The sequence below is a fragment of the Xanthomonas citri pv. citri genome (assembly GCF_000961215.1).
Classification (GTDB): Bacteria; Pseudomonadota; Gammaproteobacteria; order Xanthomonadales; family Xanthomonadaceae; genus Xanthomonas; species Xanthomonas cissicola.
Genome location: NZ_CP008998.1, coordinates 1204258 through 1229490, shown reverse-complemented (window position 1 = coordinate 1229490; position 25233 = coordinate 1204258). Strand labels below are relative to the sequence as shown.

The following is a 25233-nucleotide window of genomic DNA, read 5'->3' as shown; positions in this document are numbered from 1 at the left end:
AACCGCACCCCAGCCAGGCATTCGATGATGAGCGTCGCCCAAAGGCTTTGAAGAGCCATTGGTATCCAAATCAGACGTTGGCGATGCCGGCGCTATCGCGAAGCTGCAGCACCGCCGTCGCGACGCCAACCTATCGCTGGTCTCGATTCGTTTACAGCAGGCCCAACGAGCGCGCGCGCCGCTTTCAATCCTGGAAAAAGAAAAGCACCTAGGCAGTGCCTAAGTGCTTTTATTTGGTGGGCCGTCAAGGATTCGAACCTTGGACCTATTGATTAAGAGTCAACTGCTCTACCAACTGAGCTAACGGCCCTGAAACTGGTCGCACATTGTATGTGCATTTTTGCTTTGTTGCAACACCCTGTGACACATCGGGTCAAACATACCTGCAATTTCTCGTCATCAGTGGGGTGGCTGAGGGGACTCGAACCCCCGACATCTGGAATCACAATCCCGCCCCAGCCCGTAAGCATACAACGTTTTCTTGGTTTTGTGACGCCGCGGGTGACGTAAAGGTGACATCCGTGGCGTCACAGGTGACGCGCCAATTAGTCGGGGCTATAGACCAAACGAACTTTAAGTGTGGAGGACGCAGGCCTCCCCTCTGAGTCAGGACATATATCCCGCATATGGGATATGATTCAACATCACTATAGAGGAGCCACTTAGAGGTCTCTTCCAGTCCTACTGGAGGTGCGCTTCAAGTGACACTTCCGGCCGTGCCGGTTTCAACTGTTCAGCCAACACCTCCGCCTTCGGGCGGGGGCGTTTTTCGTTTGCCCATTCAATCTCAACTTCGGGACGCATTCCTAATATGCAATCCACCGCCCAGACGCTCCACGAACGCCAACTCCAGCTGGAGTCCGAATCAACCTCCCTCGGCATCGCTCGCTACGAAAAGGCCCGCGCCAATTCCGACGAGGCTGACACCGGCCCCGGCAAGAAGCTGGTCATGCAGGCGGTCGCGGCCACCGGCCAGGCCATCCGTGAGTTTGTCGAGAAGGCCAAACAGGGCGGCGGTGGCCGGAGACACACGGCGGTGAAGTGGCTGGAGCATCTCGACCCCGAGGGCTGCGCCTACCTAACTGCCGTGGTATGCGTGAACGCCCTTGCCGGTGAGCAGGCTAAGTTGACCGCCGTTGCGCGCTCTGTCGGCTCTGCCATCGCACAGGACGTGAACTACAAGAAGCTGCGTGATACGCCCAGGGTTCCGTAGACACTCAAGACCCTCGTTGCGCGTAGCGCCGTTCAAACTCTACAGGGGACAGGTCGCCAGTTGAACCATGACGGCGTTGTGGGTTGTAGAACATCTCGATGTAGTCGAACACCTCGGCGCGTGCGGCGTCCTTGGTGGGGTAGATCCGCCGCCTGATCCGCTCGCGTTTGAGCAGACCAAAGAAGCTCTCCACCGGTGCGTTGTCATGGCAGTTGCCACGCCGACTCATGCTGCACACCAAGCCATGGGACGCCAGGAAACTGCGCCAGTCATCGCTGGTGTAGACAGACCCCTGGTCCGAATGAACCAGGCAACCAGCGCTGGGTTTGCGCCGCCACACCGCCGACAGCAAGGCCTGCACGACCAACTCGGTATCGGCTCGATCGCGCATCGCCCAGCCGACGACCTGCCTGGAAAACAGATCGATCACCACAGCCAGGTACATCCAGCCTTCATGCGTACGGATGAAGGTGAAGTCGCTCGCCCAGGCCGTGTCCGGCTCGGTCACGTCGAACTGTCGATCCAGCAGGTTGGCTGCCGCCTTGCACGGCGTTCCGCCATGGAAGCGCGGCTTGCGGCCATAGCCCACCTGGGCACGCAGTCCCTCGGTGCGCATCAATCGATGCACCCGATGGCGACTGCAACGCTCACCCAGATCGCGTAGATCCTTGGCAATCTTGCGATGCCCATAGACACTGCCGCTGGCCAACCAGTGGTGCTTGATCAGCCCCAGCAGGCGTTCGTCTTCCTTGGCGCGTTCACTGTCGGGCGACTTTAGCCACGCGTAGTATCCAGCCCGGTTCACCCGCAAAACCCGGCACATCGCGCACACCCTGAATTCTTCGCGGTGGACTTGCATGAAGAGGTACTTTGCCTTTACCCCTTGGCAAAGTACGCGGCGGCCTTTTTTAGGATGTCGCGCTCCTCCGTCACCCGGCGCAACTCGATCTTCAGCCGCCGGACTTCGGCGCTCTGGTCCGCCTCAGCGCGCTGTACTACGCCGGGCTTGCCGAACTTGCGCAGCCAAGCGTACAGGCTGTGCGTGGTGACACCCAGTCGCTCGGCGACCTCTGCCACCTTGAACCCACGATCGGTCACTTGCCGGACCGCCTCGATCTTGAACTCATCCGTATACCGCTTACTGCTCATGGACACCTCCGAATCAGCCATTTTCCATGGCCTTGAGATGTCTAGGAAATCCTGGGCGTATCACCGGATCAACGGCGGCGACCCTAACAACCCTGTCGTCGCCGGCATCGCGCTTAGTGCATACCCGGGCGGGTCGGACTTCGTAGTCCAGTCGGATCGCTTCGCCATCACGACACCAACCGCGGGCTACGGTGCTCGCAAGTTTCCCTTCGTGGTAGGGACCGTGGGTGGCCTGAGCACGGTGGGCATCACTGGGCAATTGCTGGTAGACGGCTCGATCACCGCGAACAAGCTGACAGTGAACTCGCTAGCCGCCATCACCGCCAACATGGGAACCGTCAACGGCGGCACGTTCAAGACGCACACGCTCGATGTCAACGGCAATATCGTCGACGCGCACGAGTTCCGCGTCGAGTTGTCCAACGTCGGCGCTTGGCCCATTTGGGTCGGGGCAGGAGACAAGAACGAGAACAACGCCGTCTTCTGGGTTGATCGCTCGGGCAACGCAGGCTTCAAAGGCCGCGTGTCCGCGCCAAACATCGTCGGCAACTTCAATCGCTTGGCCCCCGTAGATTGGACTGGCTCGGTGTCGATGAATAACACCACGGGAATCGTCAACTTCACACTCCCGGCGCCTGTGCTACTAGGCGAGTCGCACACGCCGCTGATCGTACTCAGTGCAGGCGTGGACCATGCGTCGTCAGACAACGGGCGTGCATTCATTTACATCCAAAAGCTAGTTGGTGCGGCCTGGGTGACGGTGGATACCTACTTCATCATTCAAGGCTCGGGCCACAAGTTCAACCATGCGCTCAATTACGTCGGAGACCCGACAACGGCGGAAGCCACCTACCGTGTGGCCATCGCCGATTCTTCGCGCGGTGACCGCCTGATCATCACAAAGGTCCGTGGATTCATCCAAGGACTCCGATAACGAGGAACTAATGGCAGAAACACCAGGCTACGTTTCCAATGCAAAGCTCGCGGAACGCATCTCGGCATTGGTAGATCGCTGGAACACGCGCGAGGGCCAGATGATCGCGCTCCTCACTCAACCCCAAGGAGCTGTAACGGTCACTGACGGCCTCGGCAAGGATCACGTCCTGCCTTCCTTCCTCCAGCTCTCCAAGGATGTCTCAGAGTTGGTGGATGAACTAACGGGCGCCGTTAGCGGCGCTTCCGAGTTTGCCAATATGGCCCGGCTGTACGCTGAGGGCGCGCAGGCCTCCGCCAACGATGCACAAACGAGTGCCGAAGACGCAGCTCAGCAACTCGCAGACGCGACCGACCAAGCAGAAGCGTCAGCTGCAAGTGCAACGGCAAGTGCCGCAAGCGCGTCTGCGTCGGAGTCGAGCAACCAATCGGCCGGACTGCATGATAGCGCCGCTTCCGCAAGCGCAGCCGATGCTGACGCTGACGCGATCCAAGCAGCGAACTCCAAGGCCCAGGCCGTGGCTTCCGCAAGCGCAGCCGCGTCAAGTGAAGCGCAGGCCGCGTCCTACGCACACCAGGCGGAAGATTGGAGCGACCACGCGCAGTCGTGGGCGAACGCCCCGGCTGGAACTGAGATTGAGCCAGGGGCCTTTTCAGCTAAGCACTGGTCCGAGCAGGCCAAAGCATCCCTTACGGGCACGCTGGTCTATCGAGGCGGCTGGGACGCCGGTACCGGGTCGTTCCCATCGGGCGGTAACACTGGCGCGTTTTACAAAGTCACTACGGGCGGCTCCATTGGCGGTCGCCAGTACAACCCCGGCGACCAGATCGTCCATAACGGCTCCGGCTGGGACCACATCGACAACACCGAGCAGGTCACCTCAGTGGCAGGCAAGTCCGGAGCGGTCCAGCTGGTACCGAGCGACATCTCCGGCCTGGGCACTTTAGCTACACGCGACAGCGTGGATTTCAGCAGTCATGTCACAAACAAGCCAGCTTCATACCCTCCGAGCGGACACATGCACACGAAGGGCGACGTTGGGCTTTCTAACGTGGACAACACATCCGACGCAAATAAGCCGGTGAGCAACGCTCAGCAGGCAGCGCTGGACACGAAAGCACCTATCGACAAGCCCTCCTTTACGGGCGGTGTCACCGTGCGGAATAGCTCTCTCCGGTTAAGCGGCTGGGGCGGAATCGCAAACGATGGCGTGGTTTATTTCGGAGCAAGCGATAGCTGGCTCTTCAAGCAGGGAGACGCCTTCAGGTTCCAAATTGAAGGCAAGTTCAACGCATCCCTGGACTCCTCGGGAACCGTGTGGACATCTGGCAACTTCAATCCTGCCTCCAAGGTGGATATGGGCGGGCAGCCGCGCTTCGCCGGCGTTTTTGTCGGCGCCAACAACGATCAATACTTTTACGCCGAAGATGCCAATCAGAGCGTCGTACTGCGCTTCGGCTATGGCACGTCTTTCAAGTATGCCAAGTGGAATGGCGTCACTGGCGCCTTCACCGCGCCCCATTTAATTGCGGGTGGCTCCGGCAACGGAGCTTACGTACAGATTGGCGACGACGTGCGCCTAGTTGACATCGGTAGAAGCCACACCACGGCTATTCAAAGCACGGCTAACGGGAACATCGGATTTCTGCAGTTCGGAACGGGACCGACAATCGGTTGGGACGGCACCACCCTGCAGGCGGCGGGACAGGAACTCAAGCATGCCGGCAACACCGGATACTACGGCGTGAGTGGGCGGCAGCATAGTGACTGGAACACTTGTGTCACTCAGGGAATCTGGATGGCTGTAGGCGCTACCAACTCTCCCGACAACTCAGATTGGTGGCTCGGCCACGTAACCGTCCACAACGGTGATTGGGTGCAGCAGGAGGTCATCAACTTCACATCAAATCCGCCCAAGCAATTTCGCCGCCAAAGGCAGGGCGGCAGCTGGGGCGCCTGTCAGCAATGCGGCATGGTCATCGTATCGACGACAGATCCTGGCGGCGCCGATGGTGTCCTTTGGATTCAGCCGTAATGAGTGGCTGGCTTATCAAATGGGGCGGCGCGTATCGGAAGCCCTGGATCGTGCGCCTGAAATGGGGTGGCACGTGGATCAACCCAGCTGCCGTCCGCCTTCGGTGGGGTGGTGGCTGGGTGACCATCTACACCGCATACACCTCACTCTCAAGCAACGCCACTGGGAGCTCCGCCCAGTACAACAACGGAAACAGTCGCACACCTATGACCCGGCAGTTGGGGGCACGCGCAAGCATCTACACCGCAGGCGGAAACGGAAACCTCACCTATTCCTGGTTCGTGAGCGGCTCCAGCCAAGTGTCGAATGTATCGATCGGCCCATCTGGGCCGCACTGCGATGTAAGCGTCACCGCCACGATGAATCAAACCGGAAGCGTAACCGTGGGGTGCACTGTCAGTGACGGACAGAGCAGCACTACCGCCTACGCGACGAATTACTACGACTACTTCAACACTGTGTAAGGAACCCTTGAACAAAGAAGAACTTACGCTCCTCGGCACCCTCGGTGCTGTCGGAGCGCTGATCGGCATCGCAAAATTGCTTGTCTCCGACGAACCCCTCAAGCCCCGCCAGGTGATTGGTCGTGCCCTTCTACACGCCGGCCTCGGGGTGGCGTCGGCCGGCATCCTGGTACTGATCCCTGGCCTGGGCACCGCAGCAATCGTTGGCATCGCGTGCGTATTCTCCTCGCTCGGCACCTCCGCACTAGAGGCAGCCTTCAACAAGTACCTGAAGAAATGAGCAAGGCCAGCAAGGATTCGATGGAACGCCTTCATGGCGCCATCGCAGACAAGCTGAGCGACACCATCCGGAATATGGAGGCCGGCGACAAAGGGCTGGCCGCGCTGCTTAATGTGGCCCGCCAGTTCCTAAAGGACAACGGCATCGACTCCGTGGCGACCGAGACTAACCCGGTTGGCAAGGTCGCCGATGCAGTCTCGAAGCATCCCTTCGATCCCGCCGAGAGCCTGAAGCACCACTGATGGAAGCGTCAGGGATCACTTCCCTGCACGTCATTCACCCCTGGGAGGACTTCCGCAACTTCGCGTTCGACCTCTGGACGCACCTGGCCCTGCCCTCGCCAACGCCCGTGCAGTACGACATCTGTTCGTACCTGCAGCACGGGCCAAGGCGTCGAATGGTCCAGGCGTTCCGAGGCGTGGGCAAGTCGTTCCTCACAGCAGGATACGTGTGCTGGCTTCTATGGAAAGATCCGCAACACAAAATCATGGTCGTATCGGCGAGCAAGGAACGCGCTGACGCGTTCTCGGTGTTCGTCAAGCAGATCATCGAAACCTTCGAGCCGCTTTCGCACCTGCGCCCTCGCAGCGACCAGCGCAACTCCAACCTTGCCTTCGACGTTGGCCCTGCCCTCCCTGACCAATCGCCTTCGGTGAAGTCGGTGGGCATCACGGGCCAGCTGACCGGCTCGCGCGCTAACACGATTATTCCCGATGACATCGAGGTCGTGAAGAACTCGCAGACCATCGTGCAGCGGGAGAAGCTCGCAGAACTCATCAAGGAGTTCGATGCGGTACTGAAGCCAGGTGGACAGGTGATCTACCTCGGCACGCCACAGACCGAAGAGTCGCTCTACAACAAGCTGCCGGAACGCGGGTACGACATCCGCATTTGGCCCGCGCGCTTTCCAAAGAACATGAAGCAGCGCGTCGCATACGGCGCCATGCTCGCTCCAGTGATCGCGGCGGCGTTCGACGACAATCAGGCCCTCGCCTGGACGCCGACCGACTCCAGGCGCTTCGACGAGAAGGACCTGATGGAGCGCGAAGCGTCCTACGGACGTGCTGGTTTCGCTCTGCAGTTCATGCTGGACACCACGCTGTCTGACGCCGAGAAGTATCCGCTCAAGCTGTCGGACTTCATCGTCATGGACGTTGACCGCGAGGTCGCGCCGATCCGCGTCGTGTGGTCCTCCGGTAAACAGCATGTAGTCGAGGAATTGCCCTCCGTGGGCTTCTCGGGCGACCGCTGGCACCAGCCGATGTACGTGGCTCCCGAAATGGAAGAGTTCACTGGATCGCTGATGACCGTCGATCCGTCCGGACGGGGCGGCGACGAGACAGGCTTCTGCGTCACCAAAGTGCTGCGCGGCATGATTTACCTGCGCCGCTCGGGCGGCTTCAAGGGCGGATACGAGGACTCCACGCTGGAGGGCTTAGCGCACATTGCGCGCGCAGAGAAGGTCCAGCTAATCCTTGTCGAATCAAACTTCGGCGACGGCATGTTCAACAAGCTGTTCGAGCCGGTTCTTAAGCGGATCTACCCGTGCTCCGTCGAGGAAATCAAGCACTCAACGCAGAAGGAGCGCCGAATCTGCGACACCATCGAGCCGGTTTTGAACCAGCATCGCCTGGTCGTGGACAAGGCCGTGATCCGCGCCGATGCGGACACCGAAAACCATCACTACCAACTATTCCACCAACTCTCCCGAATGACCCGCGACCGCGGCGCCGTCAAGCACGACGACCGCGTGGAACCACTCGCCATGGCGCTCGCGTACTGGGCCGACCAGCTCGCACGCAATGTCGAGGACGAAGAGTAGCGGCGCATGGAGGAACTCCAAGAGCAGGACTACCTCGACTTCATCCAATCGGTCACTGGCCGTGCGGTGGACGAGGCGAACTTTTACGACAACTACTAACAAAGGAAATACCCATGACCGAGTTCTTCATCACTGCCGCCGTCTTCCTGGCGTTCGGCCTCTTCATCCGCAACCGTATCCGTAAGGCCAAGGCATCGGCCGCGACCGGCACACCTAGCGGTGGCGGCAGTTCGACTGGCACGAAGCCGCGCAAGCAGGTCCGTTGAGCGAATCCATCCGCATCGCAACCCCGCTCACCAAGTTGAGTGAGGGTTTGCGCCTTCGCTCCTACGTGTGCCCAGCCGGCAAGCTGACCATCGGATACGGCCACACAGGCTACGACGTAACCCCTGGACTGACGATCACTCAGGAGCGCGCTGATGCGCTGCTGGAGGCCGACCTGGCAAAGGCCTTGGCCGGCGTAAGGAAGTACGTGCACGTGCCCCTCACAGCGCAGCAGGAGGCTGCCCTAGTGGATTTCGTGTTCAACCTAGGGGCCGAGCGCCTTCGCACCTCGACCCTGCTACGTTTGCTTAACTCCGGCAACTACGCATCAGTATCCACGCAGCTGCCACGTTGGGTGTACGGTGAGGTCAACGGCAAGGCCAAAAGGCTTCCCGGCCTCATCGTCCGCCGCAGGGCGAACGTGGCGATGTGGGAAACGCGCTCATGAAGCGAGCTTTCTGTAAGTGCTGCAGCGAAGCCATCACTTCGTTCGGTCTTGCTACTGCTTTCCTGGTTGCGCTGAAGCACCTCAAGCGTCCCCTCTGATGCTTCTGGCCTCCTGCCGGTCCTTAATGAACTGCACAACACGCTGCGCGCCACCCGGGTACAGCCTTTGCGCGAACGGGGCAGTCTAGGTATCCGCATGAGTCTGCTTCACACCAACCTGTGTTGTTGTGCTCGTGATTCTGTACGTGCATACGCGCTTGATTTGTCAAAATCGGGAAGGTCACTCATGTGCCTCTATTGCAACAATAGCGCCTCTCTAATACGCTGTTCATGCTGCATTCGCAGAGGCTAGGGAGCTGTTGTGAAATACATATGGATAGTCATTCTGGCGGCAGGCTTTGCTGCCGTCTCAGATCGCGCAGAAGCTGTTGCAATCAGATGCGAAACCTGTCAGGTAGACGGCGACTTTCGAGCCGAAGCGGTGCGGGCTGGCCCGGGCACGCATATCGTCTACAGCGTTTCTAACAACTTGGTTCAGCAGTGGTATGTTGGGTCGGGTGGTGGCGGTGGAACGGTACCCGCGAGGGCCGGGGCCGCGTCGACACCAGTCGTGCGCAAGCAGACGGCGCCAGGCGGTGCAACTCAAGAGATTTCTAAGGCGCACACGTTTCACGTGATTGCTGGGGGCACCATTCGACCAATCTACAACATCCCGGTCGCAATGCTGGGGTTGAATCCTGATGCACGGGAGAAGACCGCATACGATTACGTAACCGATACGAATCTGCGGGGAATGGTTGAAGGTGCCGCAGGTAGCAGCGTGCTTATAGATAAGGTCACAGGCTCTAGCGTCATGGGGGCTTTGACCGATCTGCTGCAACTCGTAACGAATTACACTGGCGTCAGAGATCAAGCACGCCTCATCTTCCGAATTGTCTTCAAGGACGGCTCGTATGTCAGCGTGATCGTCGATTTGGCCCAGGCGAATGGAAAATCCGAACCCGGCAGCGAAAGAACGGCAGCGGGCCAGACGATTCCGAAGCAGGCCAGCGAACTTTCGGGCACTTGGACCAACTACGGTGGTGACAACTTGGCTCCGATGGTTGCGCTCATTCAACGCTTTGGCGGCACCGTGAGCTTTTCAGGGTCTGGCGGCACTGGTGGCACAATCACCAGAATCGTGTGCGTGACTCAAACCTGCACGGTAGAGCGCTCGGCGTATTGACCGATCTTTGGAATGCAATCCAAGCGCGTGTGACATCAATTCGTTAAAGCGCTTGGAGTCTTCTGCAGGGCACAGGGAAGTGCCTTGGGATTACCGCGATCAATCTGCCACCACCCCATCGCCCGTTGGTTACATTTTCTTATCTTGGAATATCGTTAGTGAGTATTAAGAGGCTAACGCCGTTCCTCGGAGCGTTGATGCTGGGGCCGGGATGCTTCGTACTGCTTCTGCTCTTTGCTTGGGCTCGGTATGAAGGCTACAGCGCGTTTGCTTGGATCATCGGCGTGGCACCAGTGGTGATGATTCTCGCAGCGTTGGCGCGCCTTGCAGCCGCTTCCCGCTCCTCCGGTGAGAAAGGTGAAGCTACCCCTGACCCCAGGGACTGATTGCGCGACCCAGAGCGCCGCCTTCTTAACACCCTCTGATAATCTCTCCCGCCCCTCTGGCGGCAGCGGGCTTCTGGCCGTCTCAGCCTTCCTAGAGGTCTCTTGAGGTGCGCGGAAGAGGGGAGAAATGTGCACCGCAAATTTCCGCGGCGGTATCTGACTCCGAAACGTCGCGCGCTTCCCCCCCTCTGGGGTCGCGGTGTGCCGTCTTCCCTTCTCTTCGAACGCCTGCCTGGCCTAGCCGTCTTCTACGGCGTCACCTGCTGGGCTATGTCATTGATTTGAGGCATACCGCGCTGGATTCCCTATCCAAGGGCTACCCCAACGCGCACCAATAGCGCACAGCTGGCGCGCTTAAGCTGTCCGCATGTGTTCGCGTCTCTCTGTCCCTATCTGTCGTTTTGCTTCCGACCATAGGCCAGCACCCGCCGATCGCTCACGGCCCTACCCTGCCCCGTGATTACTCCTGCCGCACAGCCCAGCAGCCGGCGCACTAGTCGCCCCACTGATATAGCACTGACAGACCACGGCTAGCGCCCTACCGTCTTTGTGATCACCCAGGCAATTTTTACTTAATCCCTAATTCGGGACTTGACCCATATGAGGAATTGATCTAGCTTATATCCCATCGGCCAGCCACACCGGCCGAAGCGATCCCTGAGCCGCCCAGCGCGGCGCTAGGAGAAGCAATCGGATTCAACCGGCCCCAGCCCGTGCGATGCGCTACTGGGGTGGCCTTCAAGGGCCTGCGACTAAGCCGAGAGGCAACCGCAGGGGAACCGAAAGAGGCCAAGGCGGCTAGAGGCCGCACGGTTCCGGGGTGCTCTCAGATATCGCGGCCGTATCATCCCATTATTGGGAAATGACTTGACAACGGGACGCTAGCAGATTTAGGATATGTCCCACGGCTGCTGAGGCAGCCAGCTGACAAGGCGGGAAGCTCTCCCGCCGCATTCCGACCCTTGCACGGGGTCGTAAATAACACGGTGCGGCTGGACCAGCTAAGGCGCGATGAGGCGTCGTTGCGGGAAGTCCGGGACGGGAATGGCTCTGCCTTCACCCACCCACATGACGACCCCTCAACGACAGCGGAGCGGCACTGGCCCGAAACCGGCACGGCCTGACAATCCTGCACACCGCAGGAGAGTCGGGCCACTCAAGCGCCTCGGTCACACGGGGGTGTTTGAGTGGCTTGATTCAATGGAGAACCCTATGGAACACGATGCGATCCCCTACGTTGCACCCGACGACCGCCTGATGGACACCGTGAGGTGGGAACTGGCGTGCTACCGGACGAGCATCGGCCGTACCGAAGCCCTGTCCACTGCATCCCACATCTGGCACAAATCCCACGAAGGAGCGTGACATGACCAGGTATAAGGAAGCGCACCACAGAAGAGTTCAAGCCGGCATGGGGAGGCCGGCAAGAAGAGCGCAGTACACCTGCCTGCGCGTCGTTGGCCGTTGGGTGCTGCGGCACCACGGCCTTGCGGTTGGCATCTATCCGACTCTGGGCGCACTTGTTGCTGCCCGGCTCGAACACGAAGGACGCACTCATGGCTGAGCACGACGGGATCACTGAGGGGCTGGAGTGCGACAACGCCGCAGTCATGGCCGGCTTCACTCGCGAAGTATTCGCCAGGACAACGACGCTCGATCTGCACCTATTGATCCGCCCCGACACCGATTTAGACGGACACTTCCGCGCCTGGTGCACTGACGAGCAGGAGTGGCTGCGGATCGAGGGGTGGAACTTCTGCATTCAGGACGTAAACTCTGGAGCGTCCGCATGATCGAGGAGGACGCTTTGAAGCTCACCAAGCTGCGCGCTGAGATTCGCAAACTCAACCGCGAGTCCGACAAGCTGATGCTTGAGACTCGTTGGTATCCGATGGTCGTCACCACGGCGCTGTTCGCAGCGGTCGCGGCGGTCATCAAGTTGTTCGGCTGAATGCCTGAAGTACCAGCGGGAGCGCTGCCCTAGCGCCACACCGGATGGGCTGCCTACGGCCCGGTGGCTGGTGAGTAAATCCTAGCATCGCGCAGGTCTTTGAACATCACTGGAAGGCGCGTTGCGCTGTCCGAAAATTCCCACAAGCCGCCTCCGGGCGGCTTTTTTGTTGCCTGGAGAAACCGCATGGCCTTCGCCTATTACGAAAAGGGCGCCACCGTCCTGCTGCTTACCAACGTCGAAGCTTCGATGCTTCTTCAAGTTATGCGCCGAGTCGGCGGTGACCCGCAGAAGACCGCGCGCAAGCATGCCGACGCCATTGCCGAGGCACTGCTAGAGGCGGCGGTTGAACAGGCAGATCACGACATCACGAAGAGCGGCAACAGCGTGGCGCTGAACTTCCACGCACCGAAAGGGGACGCGTCGTGACCGCCCCACGCATCTACGTGGCCTGCCTGGCCTCCTACAACAATGGCGTCCTGCATGGCCGCTGGATCGAACTGGACGGCCTGGACTATGACGACGTGCAGGCCGAGATAGCAGAGATGCTGCGCGAGTCGCCGGAGCCTAACGTGACCGTGAAGTGCCCTGAGTGCGGTGGCGACGGTGACGGCGGATTGGCCGCGTCCTGCGTCTCCAACGAACGTAAGGCGTGCCCCATGTGCGGTGGCACAGGCAAGGTGCCCAGCGCCGAGGAATGGGCCGTCCATGACAGCGAAGACCTGCCGACCAGCTTCCGGGACACCGAACACCCCGACCTGGCCGCTCTGGTGGAACGGCTGCAGGAGCTGGAAGACCTCAGTGACGACGAACGCGAAGCCTTCGATGCCTTCTGCGAGGTCGAGGGGGAAGAGGACGTGGATACGTTCCGCGAGCGTTACATCGGCGAGTTCAACAGCTGGGCGGAGATGGCCGAGCACCACGCGGACGAGACTGCGCTTCTTGAGGACGTCCCCGAGAACCTGCGGCGCTACTTTGATTACGAAAGCTATGGCCGTGACATGCGGACGGGTGGCGAGGCCTACGAATCGCGCGGCCACTACTTCTGGAGCCACTGACATGAGCACCATTGAGTTGCACAGCCTGACCTTCGCCGTTGAGAAGGAACACGACCACGACGCCGGCACGCCCTGGGACCGCGAGGACGGACATGGGCCTGTCTCCGGGTGGCGACACAAGCGCACCAAGCGCCCCGGTGAGCTGGTGTTGAATCAGCACAGCCCGATGGAGGTCCGCTTCTACGACTTCGCGGAAGCCTGCAAGATCGCCCTACGTGATGGCTGGGGATCGCGCTACGCCGAGCCGGGCATGAGCAAGCGCCAGATCGCCGCACTGGCCGCCCGCGAGGACTACGAACACCTCAAGGCGTGGTGCCGCGATGGTTGGGGCTACATCGGCGTAATCGTCACGCTGCTTGATGCGGACGGCAACAAGACCGACTACAGCGATGAACTATGGGGCGTCGCGGATGACGGTTCACACGCTGACACGATGGCTTGCGACCTCGCACTGAGTATCGGTGCGCTGGTGAACTGGGGACCGACTATTGAGCTGCCGGCGCGCACTGTCGAGTTGCGGAGGGCCGCATAAGCGGCTGTCACAACCAACACGCACACGGTGCTTCTGCGACAGGCGACTAGGGGCAGGGACACGTGGATTTGGCCGCCACTATTTCCGAAATTTCTGAAAACGAAGATAGCGCCCGAAGGCTGATTCGACTCGCCCACGCGCATTGCCAATTTTTCTCTCCACTGCCCGCAGGCTTGCCATGTCATTCAGCGTGACCGCATCTGAGAGGTCGAAAGGCGACTTGCGCTCAAGAGCTGTCGCCTCTCTCCGGATCAGCTCCATATCGCTCCTGATTGCATACATGAGGCTTGTTACCTCCCTGCCGAAGAGGAAGGACGCTTCAAGGAGGCAATCGTCAAATTCTGCAAGAACGTCCGCCGGGATGTCCTCGTACGGCTTGTGAAAACAATTGCTCTTTTGTCGGTACGCCGGCCCGCGCCGCCATCGGACCTCTGCCAGTACGCAATCTAGCAACCCTATCGTGGCCTTGTAGACCCTCAACCGTCGGTCATACGAATCAAGCCGAAGTTTGATGGTTCCAGTGCGCCACTGAGCAACTGCTACCGCCACGCCCAATGCCGCGACGGCAGGGCCGAGAGTGGCTTTCATGAATTCAATTACATCAACCATCGAATCCCCAGTGATCGACATCCGGGGCTATTGGAGCACAGCTATGCAGCCTAAAAATCTACGAGGACGGCGGTGAACAGCTTTTACGCCCCGCACGTTGACAAGACAGTCCATACCTCAGACGGCCGCGTCTTTGCCTACGGCCCCCGCATCACCCGCGGGGGCACCTTCGGCGAACTGAGTACACCGAGCCTCCCAAGCCTGGCGAGACTCCCGACCACTGGGAAGTCCGTTGGGTGGACTACCACGACAACGCGGGTCACTACATCGACGGCTGGATTGCCGACTGCGCGGTCGAAGCACACGCGAAGTTGCTTACAGAGATGCTGACGAAGCCAGCGTAGAAAGACACGGACAAGTCATCCGCAAGGAACAACTTGACGTAATTTCGCTTTCACCAAAGAATAGGCCCCGACGCTAACGTCAGGGCCTATGAACCACCTTAGACTCTTAAGGTCATATGGTGAATGTGTGCCATATCTCGTACCTCCTCACAGCTCATTGTCGCTGCTGTCTGCGTCAGGGGTCTCACCCTGTTTAGTATTACCTCCCTCTCCAGCTGCAACTGGAGAGGGGGCTCGCTTCAGGCTCCAGCCCCACTTTCGATCAGGCTGAAAACGCTTATCTTTAGACAGCATCGAAGAAAGCGACATTGCTTTGTTCGCGCCGCCAATTTCAATCCCACGAAGCTCTAAAGCCTCAACAAGCGTCACGGGCTTCATGGGAAATCCGTCTTTCAGCAACTCCAAGCAAGCCTCAACTACCCTGTCCTTGAGTGGCCGGGGTACGACCGCAACCTGGACCGCCGGCACTACAGTCCGAATAACGCCAGGTTGTAAGCCTGGTGCAATTGGTTTGGGCAGAGGCGGCAGCGGGACGGTCGGCAGTGAAGTGACCTGCAGACCTAACAACTCCTTCGCCATATTCAAGAAGCTGACTAGCTCATCCCGACGCTTGAGCAAGGCCTCGATCTGTCGATCAGCCTTAGCAATTTCCTCGGTGGCGGCCTTGATTGCGTCCATGTAACGAACTCTAAACGCATACGAAGATCTCTAGAAGAGTTGACAACTTTCATAGTTTATATTCCGTTCACAAATGAATGGAAAGTAACTCACTGACTCCATCTAGAGGCATTGCGCCACGCCTACCGCGATGTACGTCACAAATAAACGCTAATCGTCGCGCATCGAATCACAACGTTGTTGTCGCAAGTTAAAACCAACTGCGGCGAAGCCCATACCTATGCGCATGAATAGCTGCACTTTCGTCAGCTGTGACATGACAGCAAGCGGACCACTGCACACCTTTGACCCGCTGTCCGCGGCTAACCCCCTCGCCTGGCCCCCAAGATAGTGGGGTGCCAGGGAGGGGTCAACACCAAATGTGGGAAATTCCTGTAACCCGTTGTGCCACTAGGCACTCACTGACGAACGGTCATACCCAAAACACCAACATGGGACACCACTCGTGGACTACGCAGCAGACTCAACAACTGAGGTAGAGACCTGCGGCTGTCTCAATCAAAAGGAGTTATCGCAATGTTTGTTGTTATTTATGACCTAGCTGGCCGACCACTAGTCTCCGCCCATGAGACCGATCAAAGCTCTAATAGCGCCATGCGGAAGCACTACGACACGGACGATCAGGAGGCCACATGACCCCGCAGATTGCCCGCATTGTGCGCACTGAATACCGCACTTCTCAGGACCTACTAGAAGCAATTGCCGACGCCCTTGCGATAGCTCGCGTTGCCGCCCCGGAGGCTCCTGTCCAACTACACGCCGTCACCGAAAACGGGCAGGCTTGGGAGCTATCAGTGCTCCGCCACCCGATTCCGGCGGAGGCCGCGTGAGGCACGCCAGCCGCATCGTCCAGGAGATCGGCATCTTGGTGGTAAAGGGGTTGTTCCTGGGCTTCCTGCTAGGCGGAGTCGCCCTCTGGGCCGCTATCGCCGCCGCGCCGTTTGGCGCCGCCTAAACTTGCTTTCGAGCAATCATGAGTCGTGATGGAATTGGCCCCATTGCGGGACGTGACCCTTTGTCGAGCCATAGAGACCGAGCATCTGTGAGACTGATTTCTGCCCTTCTCTCTGTTGTTACTTTCCGCGCCAGAATTTCGTTTTTGGCGGCAAGCACGAACCAGAAGGGCTTCTGGATCGACTATTACTCGAACGACGAGGTGTACATCGGGTGCGGCCCCGGTATTATTGCAATTGAGGGACATAACCCGAAATAGCGCCGACCTTGGGGGAAGGTGGCGCCCACTTCCTGAAACCCATTGGAACCACCCCATGACCAAACTTACGACCGACGAACTCGTCCATATCCTGCAGGTTGCACTGGAAGGGCTTCGGGAAGATGTGGACGCGGATTTATTGGCTTCCAAGTTGCTCTGTTTGACGACGACCTACGAGCACCCAGGGCTTCAACAGTTAGACCTCGGAAAGCACATCAAGGGCCTCAGCAGCTCCTCTGCATCTCGCCACGTCATGGACTGGAGCGAGTATGACAAGAAGGGCAAGCCTGGCGTGGAGTTCGTCCAGCAACGTCCTGACCCCGCCTATCGGCGGCGGAACCTGCTGTTCGTTACGCCGAAGGGCCAGCAGTACCTAAACAGTCTCACCGAGCGCGTGAATAAGAGTCTCGAAAAACGAGGTATCCGCGCCGCTAAGTCCGCATAAATGGAGATGCGATGCCACTACGTCTCAAGGGCACGGCCCCCCGACCAGGGGAGGCCGACCGACGCTATTACATGATCGATGTGCAAGTTGGGAATCGTCGCGAGCGGCTCTCAACCGGAACACGAGATCGGCACCTCGCCGAGAAGAAAGAACAAAATATCATCGATGCACTGCGCGATGACCCCGCGGTGACCTCGCTCGAACTCAAGCGCATTCTCCGCGGCGAACGTCTCGCAGCTATCCAGGAGCGCCGCCATGAAGCGAAGTCCTGGAGCCTCAAGGAGGCCTGCGATGCCTGCTTGCGCGACCGCGGAGAAGGTGGATGGGGCACCACCCTCTCCAACGAGACTTACAAGGTCAACTGTGGACAGGCGCAGAAATATCTGACAGCTGACGTACCGGTTGCTTTCGTTGACCAAGAGAAAATCGAGGACTACGCCGATTTCCTCATAAACGACGAAGAGAACGCCAAGGCAACGGTCAACCGTAAGCTGTTCGCCCTCATGCACGTCCTGGCTTACGCAAAGGCTCATAAGCAGTATCCCGGAGACTTGCCCAGGTGGAAGCCATATAAGGAGGGCGACAACGCGCGGCAGTTTGTGTTGACCGCACAGGACGAGCGAGCGATCTTCGATGCCATAGCTAAGTTGGACGAGCGAGAAGACGGTCCAAAGGGGGGCAACCCCGTCGTACGAGATGCTGCAGACTACGTGGACTATTTCACCTTTCTCGCAGACATCGGTTGTCGTGCCGGCCAGGCGCTCAAAGTTCGCTGGAGGGACATCGACTGGGAGCTACAGCCTGGAGTGGTTGGTGTTAAGTTCTGGCGCAAAGGGGAACAGAAGGGAGGACGAATCCGAACGATTCCATGCACGGATCGTGTTTTGCAGATCCTCAAACGCCGCAAAGCAAACAATACGGACGGGCCTTTCGCAGGGCTACGACGCATCCGAGCAACTCAGCTCTGGAATCTAGGCAAAGCAAAAACAGCGCTTGATACGCCCAGGATTTCCTAGACATCTCAAGGCCATGGAAAATGGCTGATTCGGAGGTGTCCATGAGCAGTAAGCGGTATACGGATGAGTTCAAGATCGAGGCGGTCCGGCAAGTGACCGATCGTGGGTTCAAGGTGGCAGAGGTCGCCGAGCGACTGGGTGTCACCACGCACAGCCTGTACGCTTGGCTGCGCAAGTTCGGCAAGCCCGGCGTAGTACAGCGCGCTGAGGCGGACCAGAGCGCCGAAGTCCGGCGGCTGAAGATCGAGTTGCGCCGGGTGACGGAGGAGCGCGACATCCTAAAAAAGGCCGCCGCGTACTTTGCCAAGGGGTAAAGGCAAAGTACCTCTTCATGCAAGTCCACCGCGAAGAATTCAGGGTGTGCGCGATGTGCCGGGTTTTGCGGGTGAACCGGGCTGGATACTACGCGTGGCTAAAGTCGCCCGACAGTGAACGCGCCAAGGAAGACGAACGCCTGCTGGGGCTGATCAAGCACCACTGGTTGGCCAGCGGCAGTGTCTATGGGCATCGCAAGATTGCCAAGGATCTACGCGATCTGGGTGAGCGTTGCAGTCGCCATCGGGTGCATCGATTGATGCGCACCGAGGGACTGCGTGCCCAGGTGGGCTATGGCCGCAAGCCGCGCTTCCATGGCGGAACGCCGTGCAAGGCGGCAGCCAACCTGCTGGATCGACAGTTCGACGTGACCGAGCCGGACACGGCCTGGGCGAGCGACTTCACCTTCATCCGTACGCATGAAGGCTGGATGTACCTGGCTGTGGTGATCGATCTGTTTTCCAGGCAGGTCGTCGGCTGGGCGATGCGCGATCGAGCCGATACCGAGTTGGTCGTGCAGGCCTTGCTGTCGGCGGTGTGGCGGCGCAAACCCAGCGCTGGTTGCCTGGTTCATTCGGACCAGGGGTCTGTCTACACCAGCGATGACTGGCGCAGTTTCCTGGCGTCCCATGGCTTGGTGTGCAGCATGAGTCGGCGTGGCAACTGCCACGAGCGCGAAGCCTGCCCTTGGGGCACAACGCACCGGTGGAGAGCTTCTTTGGTCTGCTCAAACGCGAGCGGATCAGGCGGCGGATCTACCCCACCAAGGACGCCGCACGCGCCGAGGTGTTCGACTACATCGAGATGTTCTACAACCCACAACGCCGTCATGGTTCAACTGGCGACCTGTCCCCTGTAGAGTTTGAACGGCGCTACGCGCAACGAGGGTCTTGAGTGTCTACGGAACCCTGGGCGTATCAATGGAACGGCACTCACTCTCCCCTCTGAGCAGCCCATCCCAATCAAAAAAACTCTGTTAGTTAGGCACCGCCTCGCTTTCCCGCACGCTAGACATTTCAGCTGAGCGCCCTGGCTGACAGTTAAACCCTAAGTGCTTTGCGTAACGATTCGCGCGCAGTACCGGTCGCCGCCGCATAATTCTTCTCACGCGCGTAGGTCAACCCAGGACCTGCAAGAACGTACAGCTTCTCACCGAGAAAGCCATAGTGCGCCTCTGCCCAGCCCACATCAATAAGATGCTCCGCTGCGTACTCAAGGTCGCGAACTGCATGCCCCTCGTTCATCACTCCATGCATGGTCTTCACGGTGACGCCCAACTCATCACTGAACCGAATGAGCACAATGCATTCGTCTTCAAGCTCAGTCGGCACATAAGTTGGGTCACCATCGGTCAGTGTCAAGTTCTGCGGGCCGCTTCCCGCCCTGCTTCCCCTAACTCGGCCCAGCCAAGCACTAGCTGCAGCAGTTACGAGGATGAACATAGGAAAGAAAATCCACACCGCCCATTTTTGAACTAAGTACTCACTTACAGCCCACGCACGAAGGGTCGGCGACGCAACCAACAGCGCGCCGACAGCCACCAACAGGCCTACGATCACCTTAGCCAGCAGATCGACAAGAATTTTGCTGAAGAAATCTTTCATGCTCCCCCCTTGCTCGACAAAATACTGAAGATTAGGAAGCGCGGCACCAATCCCTGAAAAGGGACAAATCCATGACTGCAACACAGCCCACAATAGGGATTTAATAGCTGCAAATAACTGAAAACCCTAGGGTTTCCAGCTAATCGCTTGAAGAGATGGGGTGGCTGAGGGGACTCGAACCCCCGACATCTGGAATCACAATCCAGTACTCTAACCAGCTGAGCTACAGCCACCACTGAAAACCTGCTTCCTACCGTACCGCCGATGGCGCGCCCGACAGGACTCGAACCTGTAACCGCCGGCTTAGAAGGCCGGTGCTCTATCCGGTTGAGCTACGGGCGCCCGGACCGAACTTCGCATTCCCACGCCGTCGAAAGCTCGGAATGGTCGGGGTAGAGGGATTCGAACCCCCGACATCCTGCTCCCAAAGCAGGCGCGCTACCAGACTGCGCTATACCCCGGCGGGACCTTTCAATCCCGAAGGCTCGAAAGGTCGGCTATTTTGGGAACGTTTGGCCTCGCTGTCAATCACCCTGTGCAACTTGACCGATCAGCTATCCTCGCAACAACGTTCGCCAGTAGGGTGAGCACTATTTTCATGGAGAACACGCATGCGTAGCGGTAACCCTGCCCTTCGGGAATCCACATTCCTCGACTCCGGCTCCGGCTCGGTCGTCACCCGCGACGGCCAGGCGATGACCCTCAACGGCACGGTCAACAAGACCGGCGCGTTGTTGCTGATGGCGGTGATCACGGCCGCCTTCGCCTGGTCGCAATCGATCGGCGCCGATGGCATGCCGCTGCCCGTCGCGCGTATCTACATGATCGCCGGCGCGATCGGCGGCCTGGTGTTCGCACTGGCCACCAGCCTCAAGCCGACCTGGGCACCGATTACGGCGCCGCTGTACGCACTGATCGAAGGCTTCTTCCTCGGCTCGATCTCGGCGGTGTACGAAGCACGCTTCAACGGCATCGTGTTCCAGGCCGTCCTGCTCACTTTCGGCACCCTGTTCGCGCTGCTGTTCGCGTACCGCAGCGGCATGATCAAGGCCACCGAGAACTTCAAGCTGGGTGTGGTCGCAGCCACTGGCGGCATCGCGCTGGTATATCTGGCGACCATCGTGCTCGGCTTGTTCGGTGTGCGCATCCCTTTCATCCACGACTCGGGCCTGATCGGCATTGGTTTTAGCCTGTTCGTGGTGGTGGTGGCGGCATTGAACCTGGTGCTGGACTTCGACTTCATCGAGAGCGGCGTCGAGCACGGAGCGCCCAAGCACATGGAGTGGTACGGCGCATTCGGCCTGATGGTGACGCTGGTGTGGCTGTACATCGAGTTCCTGCGCCTGCTGTCGAAGCTGCAGTCGCGCAATTGAGTGGGGAATTGGGAATCGTCAGAGCGATTTCCTGCAATCGATAAGCAGATACGGCTTCTCAGCGACTTCCGAGCAAAACAAAAGGCGCCTAGGCGCCTTTTGTTTAAGCGATCACCCAGTGCGCTCAGAGGCGGCTGGCGATGGCCTTGGCAAAGCCCATGGTGTTGCCGGTGCCGCCCAGGTCGGGGGTCAGCGAATCCTTGGCTTCCAGGGTGGCGACGATGGCTTCGCGCAGGCGCTCGGCATTCTGCGGCTGACCGATGTGGTCGAGCATCTGCGCCGCGCCAAGCAGCAGCGCGCACGGGTTGGCCTTGCCCTGCCCTGCGATATCCGGCGCCGAGCCGTGCACGGCTTCGAAGATCGCCGCGTCCAGACCGATGTTGGCGCCCGGCGCCAGGCCCAGGCCGCCGACCAGGCCGGCGCACAGGTCGGAGATGATGTCGCCGAACAGGTTGGTGGTCACGATGATGTCGAATTGCTCGGGACGCATCACCAGCTGCATGCAGGTGTTGTCGACGATCATTTCCTGGAATTCGATTTCCGGATACTGCGCGGCCACATCGCGTGCCACCTTCAGGAACAGGCCCGAGGTCGACTTGATGATGTTGGCCTTGTGCACGGCGGTGACCTTCTTGCGGCCGGTGCTCTTGGCCAGCTCGAAGGCGTAGCGCACGATGCGCTCGGAGCCCTTGCGGGTGATCCGGGTGCCGGAGAACGCGGTCTCGCCATCCTCGGACACCGTCTGGCCTTCGCTCAGATACGCACCTTCGGTGTTTTCGCGGACCGTGATCAGGTCAACGCCGTCGGCAAAACGCGACTTGGTGTTCGGGAACGACTTGGCCGGACGCACGTTGGCGTACAGGTCGAACTTGCGACGCATGGCGACGTTGATCGAGCTGAAACCCTCGCCGACCGGCGTGGTCAGCGGACTTTTCAGCGCCACCTTGTTCTTGGTGATCGACGCCAGAGTGGACTCGGGCAGCAGATCGCCATGCTTTTCCAGCGCAACCAGGCCGGCGTCGGCGTATTCGTAGGTCAGGCCAGCCTGCAGCGCGTCGAGCACGAACAGCGTGGCATCCATGATCTCCGGGCCGATGCCGTCGCCGCGGATGACCGTGATTGTCTGCGTCATAACGTTGGGTTTCCGAACTTGAAGGGGGGAGCGCCAGCCGCAATACCCGGCAAAGCGGCGCAAGGAGGTTTCACGGGCAATTATGCCCGATGCCGGTGAAGGCGCCCAAACCGACCTTGGTCTAAGAGTGCAAGTGCCCGAACGCAACGCGCCGCCTCGGTGGGCGGCGCGTGCGTTACTGGCTTTGACGAACCCCGATCCCCACGTGCGCGCCGCAGCAACACGCTCAGTCGTGTGCGTGCTGGGCCGGCGCCTGCGCGCCACCTTCGAGCTGGTCCAGGAAATCCACCGCGCGGCGCAGATGCGGGATGACAATGGAGCCGCCGACCACCAGGCCGACCGAGAAGGTCTCGAAGAACTCTTCCCGGCTCACGCCGGCTTCCTTGCACTGGGCCACGTGATAGCTGATGCAATCGTCGCAGCGCAGCACCATCGAGGCGACCAGGCCGAGCAGTTCCTTGGTCTTCACGTCCAGCGCGCCGGCTTGGTAGGTCTGCGTGTCCAGCGCGAAGAACCGCCGCACCACCTGGTTCGGCTCGGCCAGGATGCGCTGGTTCATGCGCTGGCGGAATTGCGTGAACTCGCGCAGGCGGTCGGCGCTGCCCTCGTCGGAACCACTCATGCCTGGCCGCCCGCGCTGCCGGCCAGCAGCGGCTCGAGCTTGCCGGCACGATGCATGGCCATCATGTCGTCGTAGCCACCCACATGGACGTCGCCGACGAAGATCTGCGGCACGCTGGTGCGCTTGGCCAGGGCGACCATCTTGTCGCGCTCGGCCGGGTCCAGGTCGATCCGCACCTCGGTCCAGGTCTTGCCCTTGCTCTTGAGGAAGTTCTTGGCCGCCACGCAATACGGGCAGATGGCGGAGGAATACAGGGTGATCTGCGGGCCGGAGGCCGCGTCCTGATCGGTATGGTCTTGGCTCACGGGAAACTCCGTGGTTGGTGTGAGGTCTGACACATGGTACCGGGCGACTGGAATTTCCACGTCGTCACCGCAACACTGTGGGTTAACCGACGATTCACGCCTCTGCGCCGGGCTGCCCGCATGCTCCGCGCACCACCTGGGAGTTCCACTTGCGCCTGCTACCGCTCGCCACTGCGCTCACGCTGGCCGTTGCCATCGGTGTGGCACCTGCGCAGGAAAGCCGCCTTCCCGACATCGGTTCGTCGGCCGGCGAGTTGCTGACCCCCGCTCGCCAGGCCGAATACGGCCGGATGATGCTGGCCGAGCTGCGCAACTACGACTACGTGCTGGACGACCCGCTGATTACCGATTGGCTGCAGACCATGGGCACCCGGCTGGGCGCCAACAGCGACCAACCGCAGCAACCGTTTACTTTCTTCATGCTGCGCGACCGCCAGATCAATGCATTCGCCACGTTGGGCGGCTACATCGCCGTCAATGCCGGGCTGGTGTTGACCGCTGAGCGCGAGGACGAAGTGGCGGCGGTGCTGTCGCACGAAATCGCCCACGTCACCCAGCAGCACGTGCTGCGTGGAGTGGAGCGTGCGGAACGTGACCAGATTCCGATCCTGCTCGGCATGCTGGCGGCGGTGGTGGCAGCGCAGCAGGCCGGCGGCAACTCCAAGGGCGACGCCACCATGGCCACCATCACCAGCGCGATGGGGCTGATGCAGCAGCGCCAGATCGACTACACCCGCTCCAACGAATCCGAAGCCGACCGGCTGGGCATCCGCACGTTGGCGCGCAGCGGCTACGACGTGGATGCGATGGCCGGCTTCTTCGAGCGCATGTCGGTGGCGATGCGCGCCAACGAGGGTGGCTACAGCGCGCCGGATTTCCTGCAGACCCACCCGGTGACCGTCACCCGCATCAGCGAAGCCAAGTCGCGCGCCGAACAGATGAAGAAGAACACCGTGGTGCTGACGACCTCGGTGCCGGGCGGGACGCGCCAGGAGCGCGTAGACCCGGCCGACCCGTCGCTGTCGGAGCCGCTCAGCCGCAATGGCAACGCGCTGCTCCCTTACGCGCTGCGGTTGCCGGTGGATGCGCTCAGCCGCGGCGCCGACCAGCAGGGCTTCGATTGGGCCAAGGAGCGCCTGCGCGTGCTCAGCGCAGCCACGCCGGATGCGGCCATTCGCGAGTACGAAAACCTGCGTCGCAGCTCCAAACAAGGCTTGAGCGATCCGCAGCGCTATGGCCTGGCGCTGGCGCGGCTGCGCAACAGCGGCGGGCGGCCGGGCGAGCCGGTGGCCGAGCTGACCAGCCTGCTCGAGGCACATCCGGACAACTTATGGCTGGCGTTGGGCCTGAGCGAGGCGCAGGCGCGCATAGGTCCGCGAGAAGCGGCCAATGCCCGCTTCGATGCGCTGCTCAAGCAATTGCCGAACAACCGCGCGGTCGCGCTGACCTATGCCACTGCGCTCAACGAGCAGGCCAGCAAGGAGTCCGGCCAGCGCGCGCGCCAGGTGCTGGAGCCGTTGTTGCACCGGAGCAGCGACGACCCGCTGCTGCAACAGAGCTACGCCCGTGCTTGCGAGCTGTCCGGCGACCCATTGCGCGCCAGCGAGGCGTATGCGGAAGCGGCGTTCTTGAACGGTCGCGCCGAACAGGCGCTGATCCAGCTGGAAGCACTGAAAAAGAAAGATCTCGACTATGTGACACGGGCGCGCGTGGACGCGCGCATCGCCGCGATCACCCCAACCGTGCTGGAGCTGCGTCGCCAGGGCATCCGCGACCCGGATTTGTCCACGCGCTGATCGCTGACGCATTGCCGGCTC

At 60.2% G+C, this 25233-nt stretch carries 27 protein-coding genes, 4 tRNA genes and 1 pseudogene; 21 read left to right on the top strand and 11 right to left on the bottom strand.

Features of this window, described 5'->3' with window-relative positions; translation table 11 throughout:
- Window positions 1-234: 234 nt before the first annotated feature.
- Window positions 235-310 (bottom strand) — tRNA-Lys (locus AMD14_RS05970).
- Window positions 311-811: 501 nt separating this feature from the next.
- Between AMD14_RS05970 and AMD14_RS05965 the strand changes: the two genes are divergently transcribed.
- Window positions 812-1213, top strand: a complete 402-nt coding sequence (locus AMD14_RS05965) for a phage-related DNA-directed RNA polymerase (RefSeq protein WP_011050690.1) — start codon at window positions 812-814, stop codon at window positions 1211-1213.
- Window positions 1214-1217: 4 nt separating this feature from the next.
- Here AMD14_RS05965 and AMD14_RS05960 read toward each other — a convergent pair.
- A protein-coding gene (locus tag AMD14_RS05960; protein ID WP_087943921.1) for an IS3-like element ISXac3 family transposase occupies window positions 1218-2362 on the bottom strand; the annotation gives its coding sequence in 2 pieces (ribosomal slippage) (window positions 1218-2125 and window positions 2125-2362; 1146 coding nt in all).
- On the opposite strand from AMD14_RS05960, the gene AMD14_RS24985 reads away from it, so the two are divergent.
- From AMD14_RS24985 to AMD14_RS05900, 14 genes are all read left to right on the top strand, one after another.
- The gene (locus tag AMD14_RS24985) at window positions 2361-3296 is read left to right on the top strand and encodes a phage tail tip fiber protein (protein ID WP_171843832.1); all 936 of its coding nucleotides are present in this window, start codon (window positions 2361-2363) and stop codon (window positions 3294-3296) included. The two genes, AMD14_RS05960 and AMD14_RS24985, sit on opposite strands and share 2 nt — an antisense overlap.
- Window positions 3271-5331: a pyocin knob domain-containing protein gene (locus AMD14_RS05945; protein ID WP_011050688.1), complete on the top strand. Its 2061-nt coding sequence runs from the start codon at window positions 3271-3273 to the stop codon at window positions 5329-5331. The genes AMD14_RS24985 and AMD14_RS05945 overlap by 26 nt, the downstream gene beginning before the upstream one ends.
- The gene (locus AMD14_RS22895; protein WP_075149954.1) at window positions 5331-5795 is read left to right on the top strand and encodes a hypothetical protein; all 465 of its coding nucleotides are present in this window, start codon (window positions 5331-5333) and stop codon (window positions 5793-5795) included. Before AMD14_RS05945 ends, AMD14_RS22895 begins: the two co-directional genes overlap by 1 nt.
- A 7-nt stretch (window positions 5796-5802) precedes the next feature.
- A complete protein-coding gene (locus AMD14_RS05940) occupies window positions 5803-6075 on the top strand; it encodes a phage holin family protein (protein ID WP_011050686.1) in 273 nt (90 codons plus the stop codon).
- Window positions 6072-6317 carry a DNA packaging protein gene (locus AMD14_RS05935; protein WP_015462922.1) on the top strand — a complete coding sequence of 82 codons (246 nt, stop codon included), beginning with the start codon at window positions 6072-6074 and terminating at the stop codon, window positions 6315-6317. The genes AMD14_RS05940 and AMD14_RS05935 overlap by 4 nt, the downstream gene beginning before the upstream one ends.
- On the top strand, window positions 6317-7897 hold the full coding sequence (gene terL, locus AMD14_RS05930; RefSeq protein WP_011050684.1) for a phage terminase large subunit: 1581 nt from the start codon (window positions 6317-6319) through the stop codon (window positions 7895-7897). Before AMD14_RS05935 ends, terL begins: the two co-directional genes overlap by 1 nt.
- A gap of 113 nt (window positions 7898-8010) precedes the next feature.
- Window positions 8011-8163 carry a hypothetical protein gene (locus AMD14_RS24545; protein ID WP_015471743.1) on the top strand — a complete coding sequence of 51 codons (153 nt, stop codon included), beginning with the start codon at window positions 8011-8013 and terminating at the stop codon, window positions 8161-8163.
- Window positions 8160-8609: a lysozyme gene (locus AMD14_RS05925; RefSeq protein WP_011050683.1), complete on the top strand. Its 450-nt coding sequence runs from the start codon at window positions 8160-8162 to the stop codon at window positions 8607-8609. Before AMD14_RS24545 ends, AMD14_RS05925 begins: the two co-directional genes overlap by 4 nt.
- A gap of 672 nt (window positions 8610-9281) precedes the next feature.
- Window positions 9282-9833: a hypothetical protein gene (locus tag AMD14_RS25540; RefSeq protein WP_040107580.1), complete on the top strand. Its 552-nt coding sequence runs from the start codon at window positions 9282-9284 to the stop codon at window positions 9831-9833.
- 1942 nt (window positions 9834-11775) lie between these two features.
- The gene (locus tag AMD14_RS05915; protein ID WP_125459538.1) at window positions 11776-12012 is read left to right on the top strand and encodes a hypothetical protein; all 237 of its coding nucleotides are present in this window, start codon (window positions 11776-11778) and stop codon (window positions 12010-12012) included.
- Complete coding sequence (locus AMD14_RS24980) at window positions 12009-12170, top strand: hypothetical protein (RefSeq protein ID WP_015462918.1); 162 nt, start codon at window positions 12009-12011, stop codon at window positions 12168-12170. The genes AMD14_RS05915 and AMD14_RS24980 overlap by 4 nt, the downstream gene beginning before the upstream one ends.
- Before the next feature lie 186 nt (window positions 12171-12356).
- Window positions 12357-12599, top strand: coding sequence for a hypothetical protein (locus tag AMD14_RS05910; protein WP_015462917.1), 243 nt, complete (start codon window positions 12357-12359; stop codon window positions 12597-12599).
- Window positions 12596-13228: an antirestriction protein ArdA gene (locus tag AMD14_RS05905; RefSeq protein WP_011050679.1), complete on the top strand. Its 633-nt coding sequence runs from the start codon at window positions 12596-12598 to the stop codon at window positions 13226-13228. The genes AMD14_RS05910 and AMD14_RS05905 overlap by 4 nt, the downstream gene beginning before the upstream one ends.
- Window position 13229: 1 nt before the next feature.
- Window positions 13230-13760 carry a hypothetical protein gene (locus AMD14_RS05900; RefSeq protein ID WP_015462916.1) on the top strand — a complete coding sequence of 177 codons (531 nt, stop codon included), beginning with the start codon at window positions 13230-13232 and terminating at the stop codon, window positions 13758-13760.
- A 78-nt stretch (window positions 13761-13838) separates the two neighbouring features.
- On the opposite strand, the gene AMD14_RS05895 is transcribed toward AMD14_RS05900, so the two are convergent.
- Both AMD14_RS05895 and AMD14_RS05890 read right to left on the bottom strand, forming a co-directional pair.
- On the bottom strand, window positions 13839-14390 hold the full coding sequence (locus AMD14_RS05895; protein WP_011050677.1) for a hypothetical protein: 552 nt from the start codon (window positions 14388-14390) through the stop codon (window positions 13839-13841).
- A 470-nt stretch (window positions 14391-14860) separates the two neighbouring features.
- A complete protein-coding gene (locus AMD14_RS05890) occupies window positions 14861-15391 on the bottom strand; it encodes a hypothetical protein (RefSeq protein WP_011050676.1) in 531 nt (176 codons plus the stop codon).
- Between the two features lie 632 nt (window positions 15392-16023).
- Here AMD14_RS05890 and AMD14_RS24840 point away from each other — a divergent pair.
- The 4 genes and pseudogenes from AMD14_RS24840 to AMD14_RS22885 all read left to right on the top strand — a co-directional run bounded on the left by AMD14_RS24840 (window position 16024) and on the right by AMD14_RS22885 (window position 19274).
- A complete protein-coding gene (locus AMD14_RS24840; protein ID WP_015462915.1) occupies window positions 16024-16221 on the top strand; it encodes a hypothetical protein in 198 nt (65 codons plus the stop codon).
- A 438-nt stretch (window positions 16222-16659) separates the two neighbouring features.
- The gene (locus AMD14_RS05880; protein ID WP_015462914.1) at window positions 16660-17049 is read left to right on the top strand and encodes a helix-turn-helix domain-containing protein; all 390 of its coding nucleotides are present in this window, start codon (window positions 16660-16662) and stop codon (window positions 17047-17049) included.
- A 71-nt stretch (window positions 17050-17120) separates the two neighbouring features.
- Complete coding sequence (locus tag AMD14_RS05875) at window positions 17121-18065, top strand: site-specific integrase (RefSeq protein ID WP_223293157.1); 945 nt, start codon at window positions 17121-17123, stop codon at window positions 18063-18065.
- 41 nt (window positions 18066-18106) lie between these two features.
- Window positions 18107-19274, top strand: a pseudogene (locus AMD14_RS22885) (IS3 family transposase).
- Window positions 19275-19420: 146 nt separating this feature from the next.
- On the opposite strand, the gene AMD14_RS05855 reads toward AMD14_RS22885, so the two are convergent.
- The 4 genes from AMD14_RS05855 to AMD14_RS05840 form a co-directional block, all read right to left on the bottom strand.
- Window positions 19421-19984 carry a hypothetical protein gene (locus tag AMD14_RS05855; protein WP_011050672.1) on the bottom strand — a complete coding sequence of 188 codons (564 nt, stop codon included), beginning with the start codon at window positions 19982-19984 and terminating at the stop codon, window positions 19421-19423.
- Between the two features lie 156 nt (window positions 19985-20140).
- Window positions 20141-20217: transfer RNA gene (locus tag AMD14_RS05850), tRNA-His, on the bottom strand.
- Window positions 20218-20249: 32 nt separating this feature from the next.
- Window positions 20250-20326, bottom strand: a tRNA-Arg gene (locus tag AMD14_RS05845).
- Between the two features lie 42 nt (window positions 20327-20368).
- Window positions 20369-20445: transfer RNA gene (locus AMD14_RS05840), tRNA-Pro, on the bottom strand.
- Between the two features lie 150 nt (window positions 20446-20595).
- On the opposite strand from AMD14_RS05840, the gene AMD14_RS05835 reads away from it, so the two are divergent.
- Window positions 20596-21357 (top strand): Bax inhibitor-1/YccA family protein, encoded by a 762-nt coding sequence (locus AMD14_RS05835; RefSeq protein WP_005915913.1) that lies wholly within the window; start codon window positions 20596-20598, stop codon window positions 21355-21357.
- 124 nt (window positions 21358-21481) lie between these two features.
- On the opposite strand, the gene AMD14_RS05830 is transcribed toward AMD14_RS05835, so the two are convergent.
- The 3 genes from AMD14_RS05830 to grxC form a co-directional block, all read right to left on the bottom strand.
- Window positions 21482-22489: an isocitrate dehydrogenase gene (locus AMD14_RS05830; RefSeq protein ID WP_003483762.1), complete on the bottom strand. Its 1008-nt coding sequence runs from the start codon at window positions 22487-22489 to the stop codon at window positions 21482-21484.
- Between the two features lie 226 nt (window positions 22490-22715).
- Entirely contained in the window at window positions 22716-23111 is a 396-nt protein-coding gene (locus tag AMD14_RS05825; protein ID WP_003483760.1) for a carboxymuconolactone decarboxylase family protein, read from the bottom strand.
- On the bottom strand, window positions 23108-23416 hold the full coding sequence (gene grxC / locus AMD14_RS05820) for a glutaredoxin 3 (RefSeq protein ID WP_005915911.1): 309 nt from the start codon (window positions 23414-23416) through the stop codon (window positions 23108-23110). The genes AMD14_RS05825 and grxC overlap by 4 nt, the downstream gene beginning before the upstream one ends.
- A gap of 149 nt (window positions 23417-23565) precedes the next feature.
- On the opposite strand from grxC, the gene AMD14_RS05815 reads away from it, so the two are divergent.
- Window positions 23566-25212, top strand: a complete 1647-nt coding sequence (locus AMD14_RS05815; protein ID WP_011050670.1) for a M48 family metalloprotease — start codon at window positions 23566-23568, stop codon at window positions 25210-25212.
- The last annotated feature ends 21 nt before the right edge of the window (window positions 25213-25233 follow it).

Excerpts from the sequence above, each read along its gene's own strand:
- AMD14_RS22895 (WP_075149954.1), top strand. The coding sequence starts at position 5,331 with ATGAGTGGCTGGCTTATCAAATGGGGCGGCGCGTATCGGAAGCCCTGG.
- AMD14_RS05915 (WP_125459538.1), top strand. The coding sequence starts at position 11,776 with ATGGCTGAGCACGACGGGATCACTGAGGGGCTGGAGTGCGACAACGCC.
- AMD14_RS24985 (WP_171843832.1), top strand. The coding sequence starts at position 2,361 with ATGGACACCTCCGAATCAGCCATTTTCCATGGCCTTGAGATGTCTAGG.
- AMD14_RS05830 (WP_003483762.1), bottom strand. The coding sequence starts at position 22,489 with ATGACGCAGACAATCACGGTCATCCGCGGCGACGGCATCGGCCCGGAG.
- AMD14_RS05935 (WP_015462922.1), top strand. The coding sequence starts at position 6,072 with ATGAGCAAGGCCAGCAAGGATTCGATGGAACGCCTTCATGGCGCCATC.
- AMD14_RS05880 (WP_015462914.1), top strand. The coding sequence starts at position 16,660 with ATGACCAAACTTACGACCGACGAACTCGTCCATATCCTGCAGGTTGCA.
- AMD14_RS05900 (WP_015462916.1), top strand. The coding sequence starts at position 13,230 with ATGAGCACCATTGAGTTGCACAGCCTGACCTTCGCCGTTGAGAAGGAA.
- AMD14_RS05890 (WP_011050676.1), bottom strand. The coding sequence starts at position 15,391 with ATGGACGCAATCAAGGCCGCCACCGAGGAAATTGCTAAGGCTGATCGA.
- AMD14_RS05855 (WP_011050672.1), bottom strand. The coding sequence starts at position 19,984 with ATGAAAGATTTCTTCAGCAAAATTCTTGTCGATCTGCTGGCTAAGGTG.
- AMD14_RS05895 (WP_011050677.1), bottom strand. The coding sequence starts at position 14,390 with ATGTCGATCACTGGGGATTCGATGGTTGATGTAATTGAATTCATGAAA.
- AMD14_RS05965 (WP_011050690.1), top strand. The coding sequence starts at position 812 with ATGCAATCCACCGCCCAGACGCTCCACGAACGCCAACTCCAGCTGGAG.
- AMD14_RS05875 (WP_223293157.1), top strand. The coding sequence starts at position 17,121 with ATGATCGATGTGCAAGTTGGGAATCGTCGCGAGCGGCTCTCAACCGGA.
- AMD14_RS24980 (WP_015462918.1), top strand. The coding sequence starts at position 12,009 with ATGATCGAGGAGGACGCTTTGAAGCTCACCAAGCTGCGCGCTGAGATT.
- AMD14_RS05835 (WP_005915913.1), top strand. The coding sequence starts at position 20,596 with ATGCGTAGCGGTAACCCTGCCCTTCGGGAATCCACATTCCTCGACTCC.
- AMD14_RS24840 (WP_015462915.1), top strand. The coding sequence starts at position 16,024 with ATGACCCCGCAGATTGCCCGCATTGTGCGCACTGAATACCGCACTTCT.
- terL (WP_011050684.1), top strand. The coding sequence starts at position 6,317 with ATGGAAGCGTCAGGGATCACTTCCCTGCACGTCATTCACCCCTGGGAG.
- AMD14_RS05825 (WP_003483760.1), bottom strand. The coding sequence starts at position 23,111 with ATGAGTGGTTCCGACGAGGGCAGCGCCGACCGCCTGCGCGAGTTCACG.
- AMD14_RS05910 (WP_015462917.1), top strand. The coding sequence starts at position 12,357 with ATGGCCTTCGCCTATTACGAAAAGGGCGCCACCGTCCTGCTGCTTACC.
- AMD14_RS24545 (WP_015471743.1), top strand. The coding sequence starts at position 8,011 with ATGACCGAGTTCTTCATCACTGCCGCCGTCTTCCTGGCGTTCGGCCTC.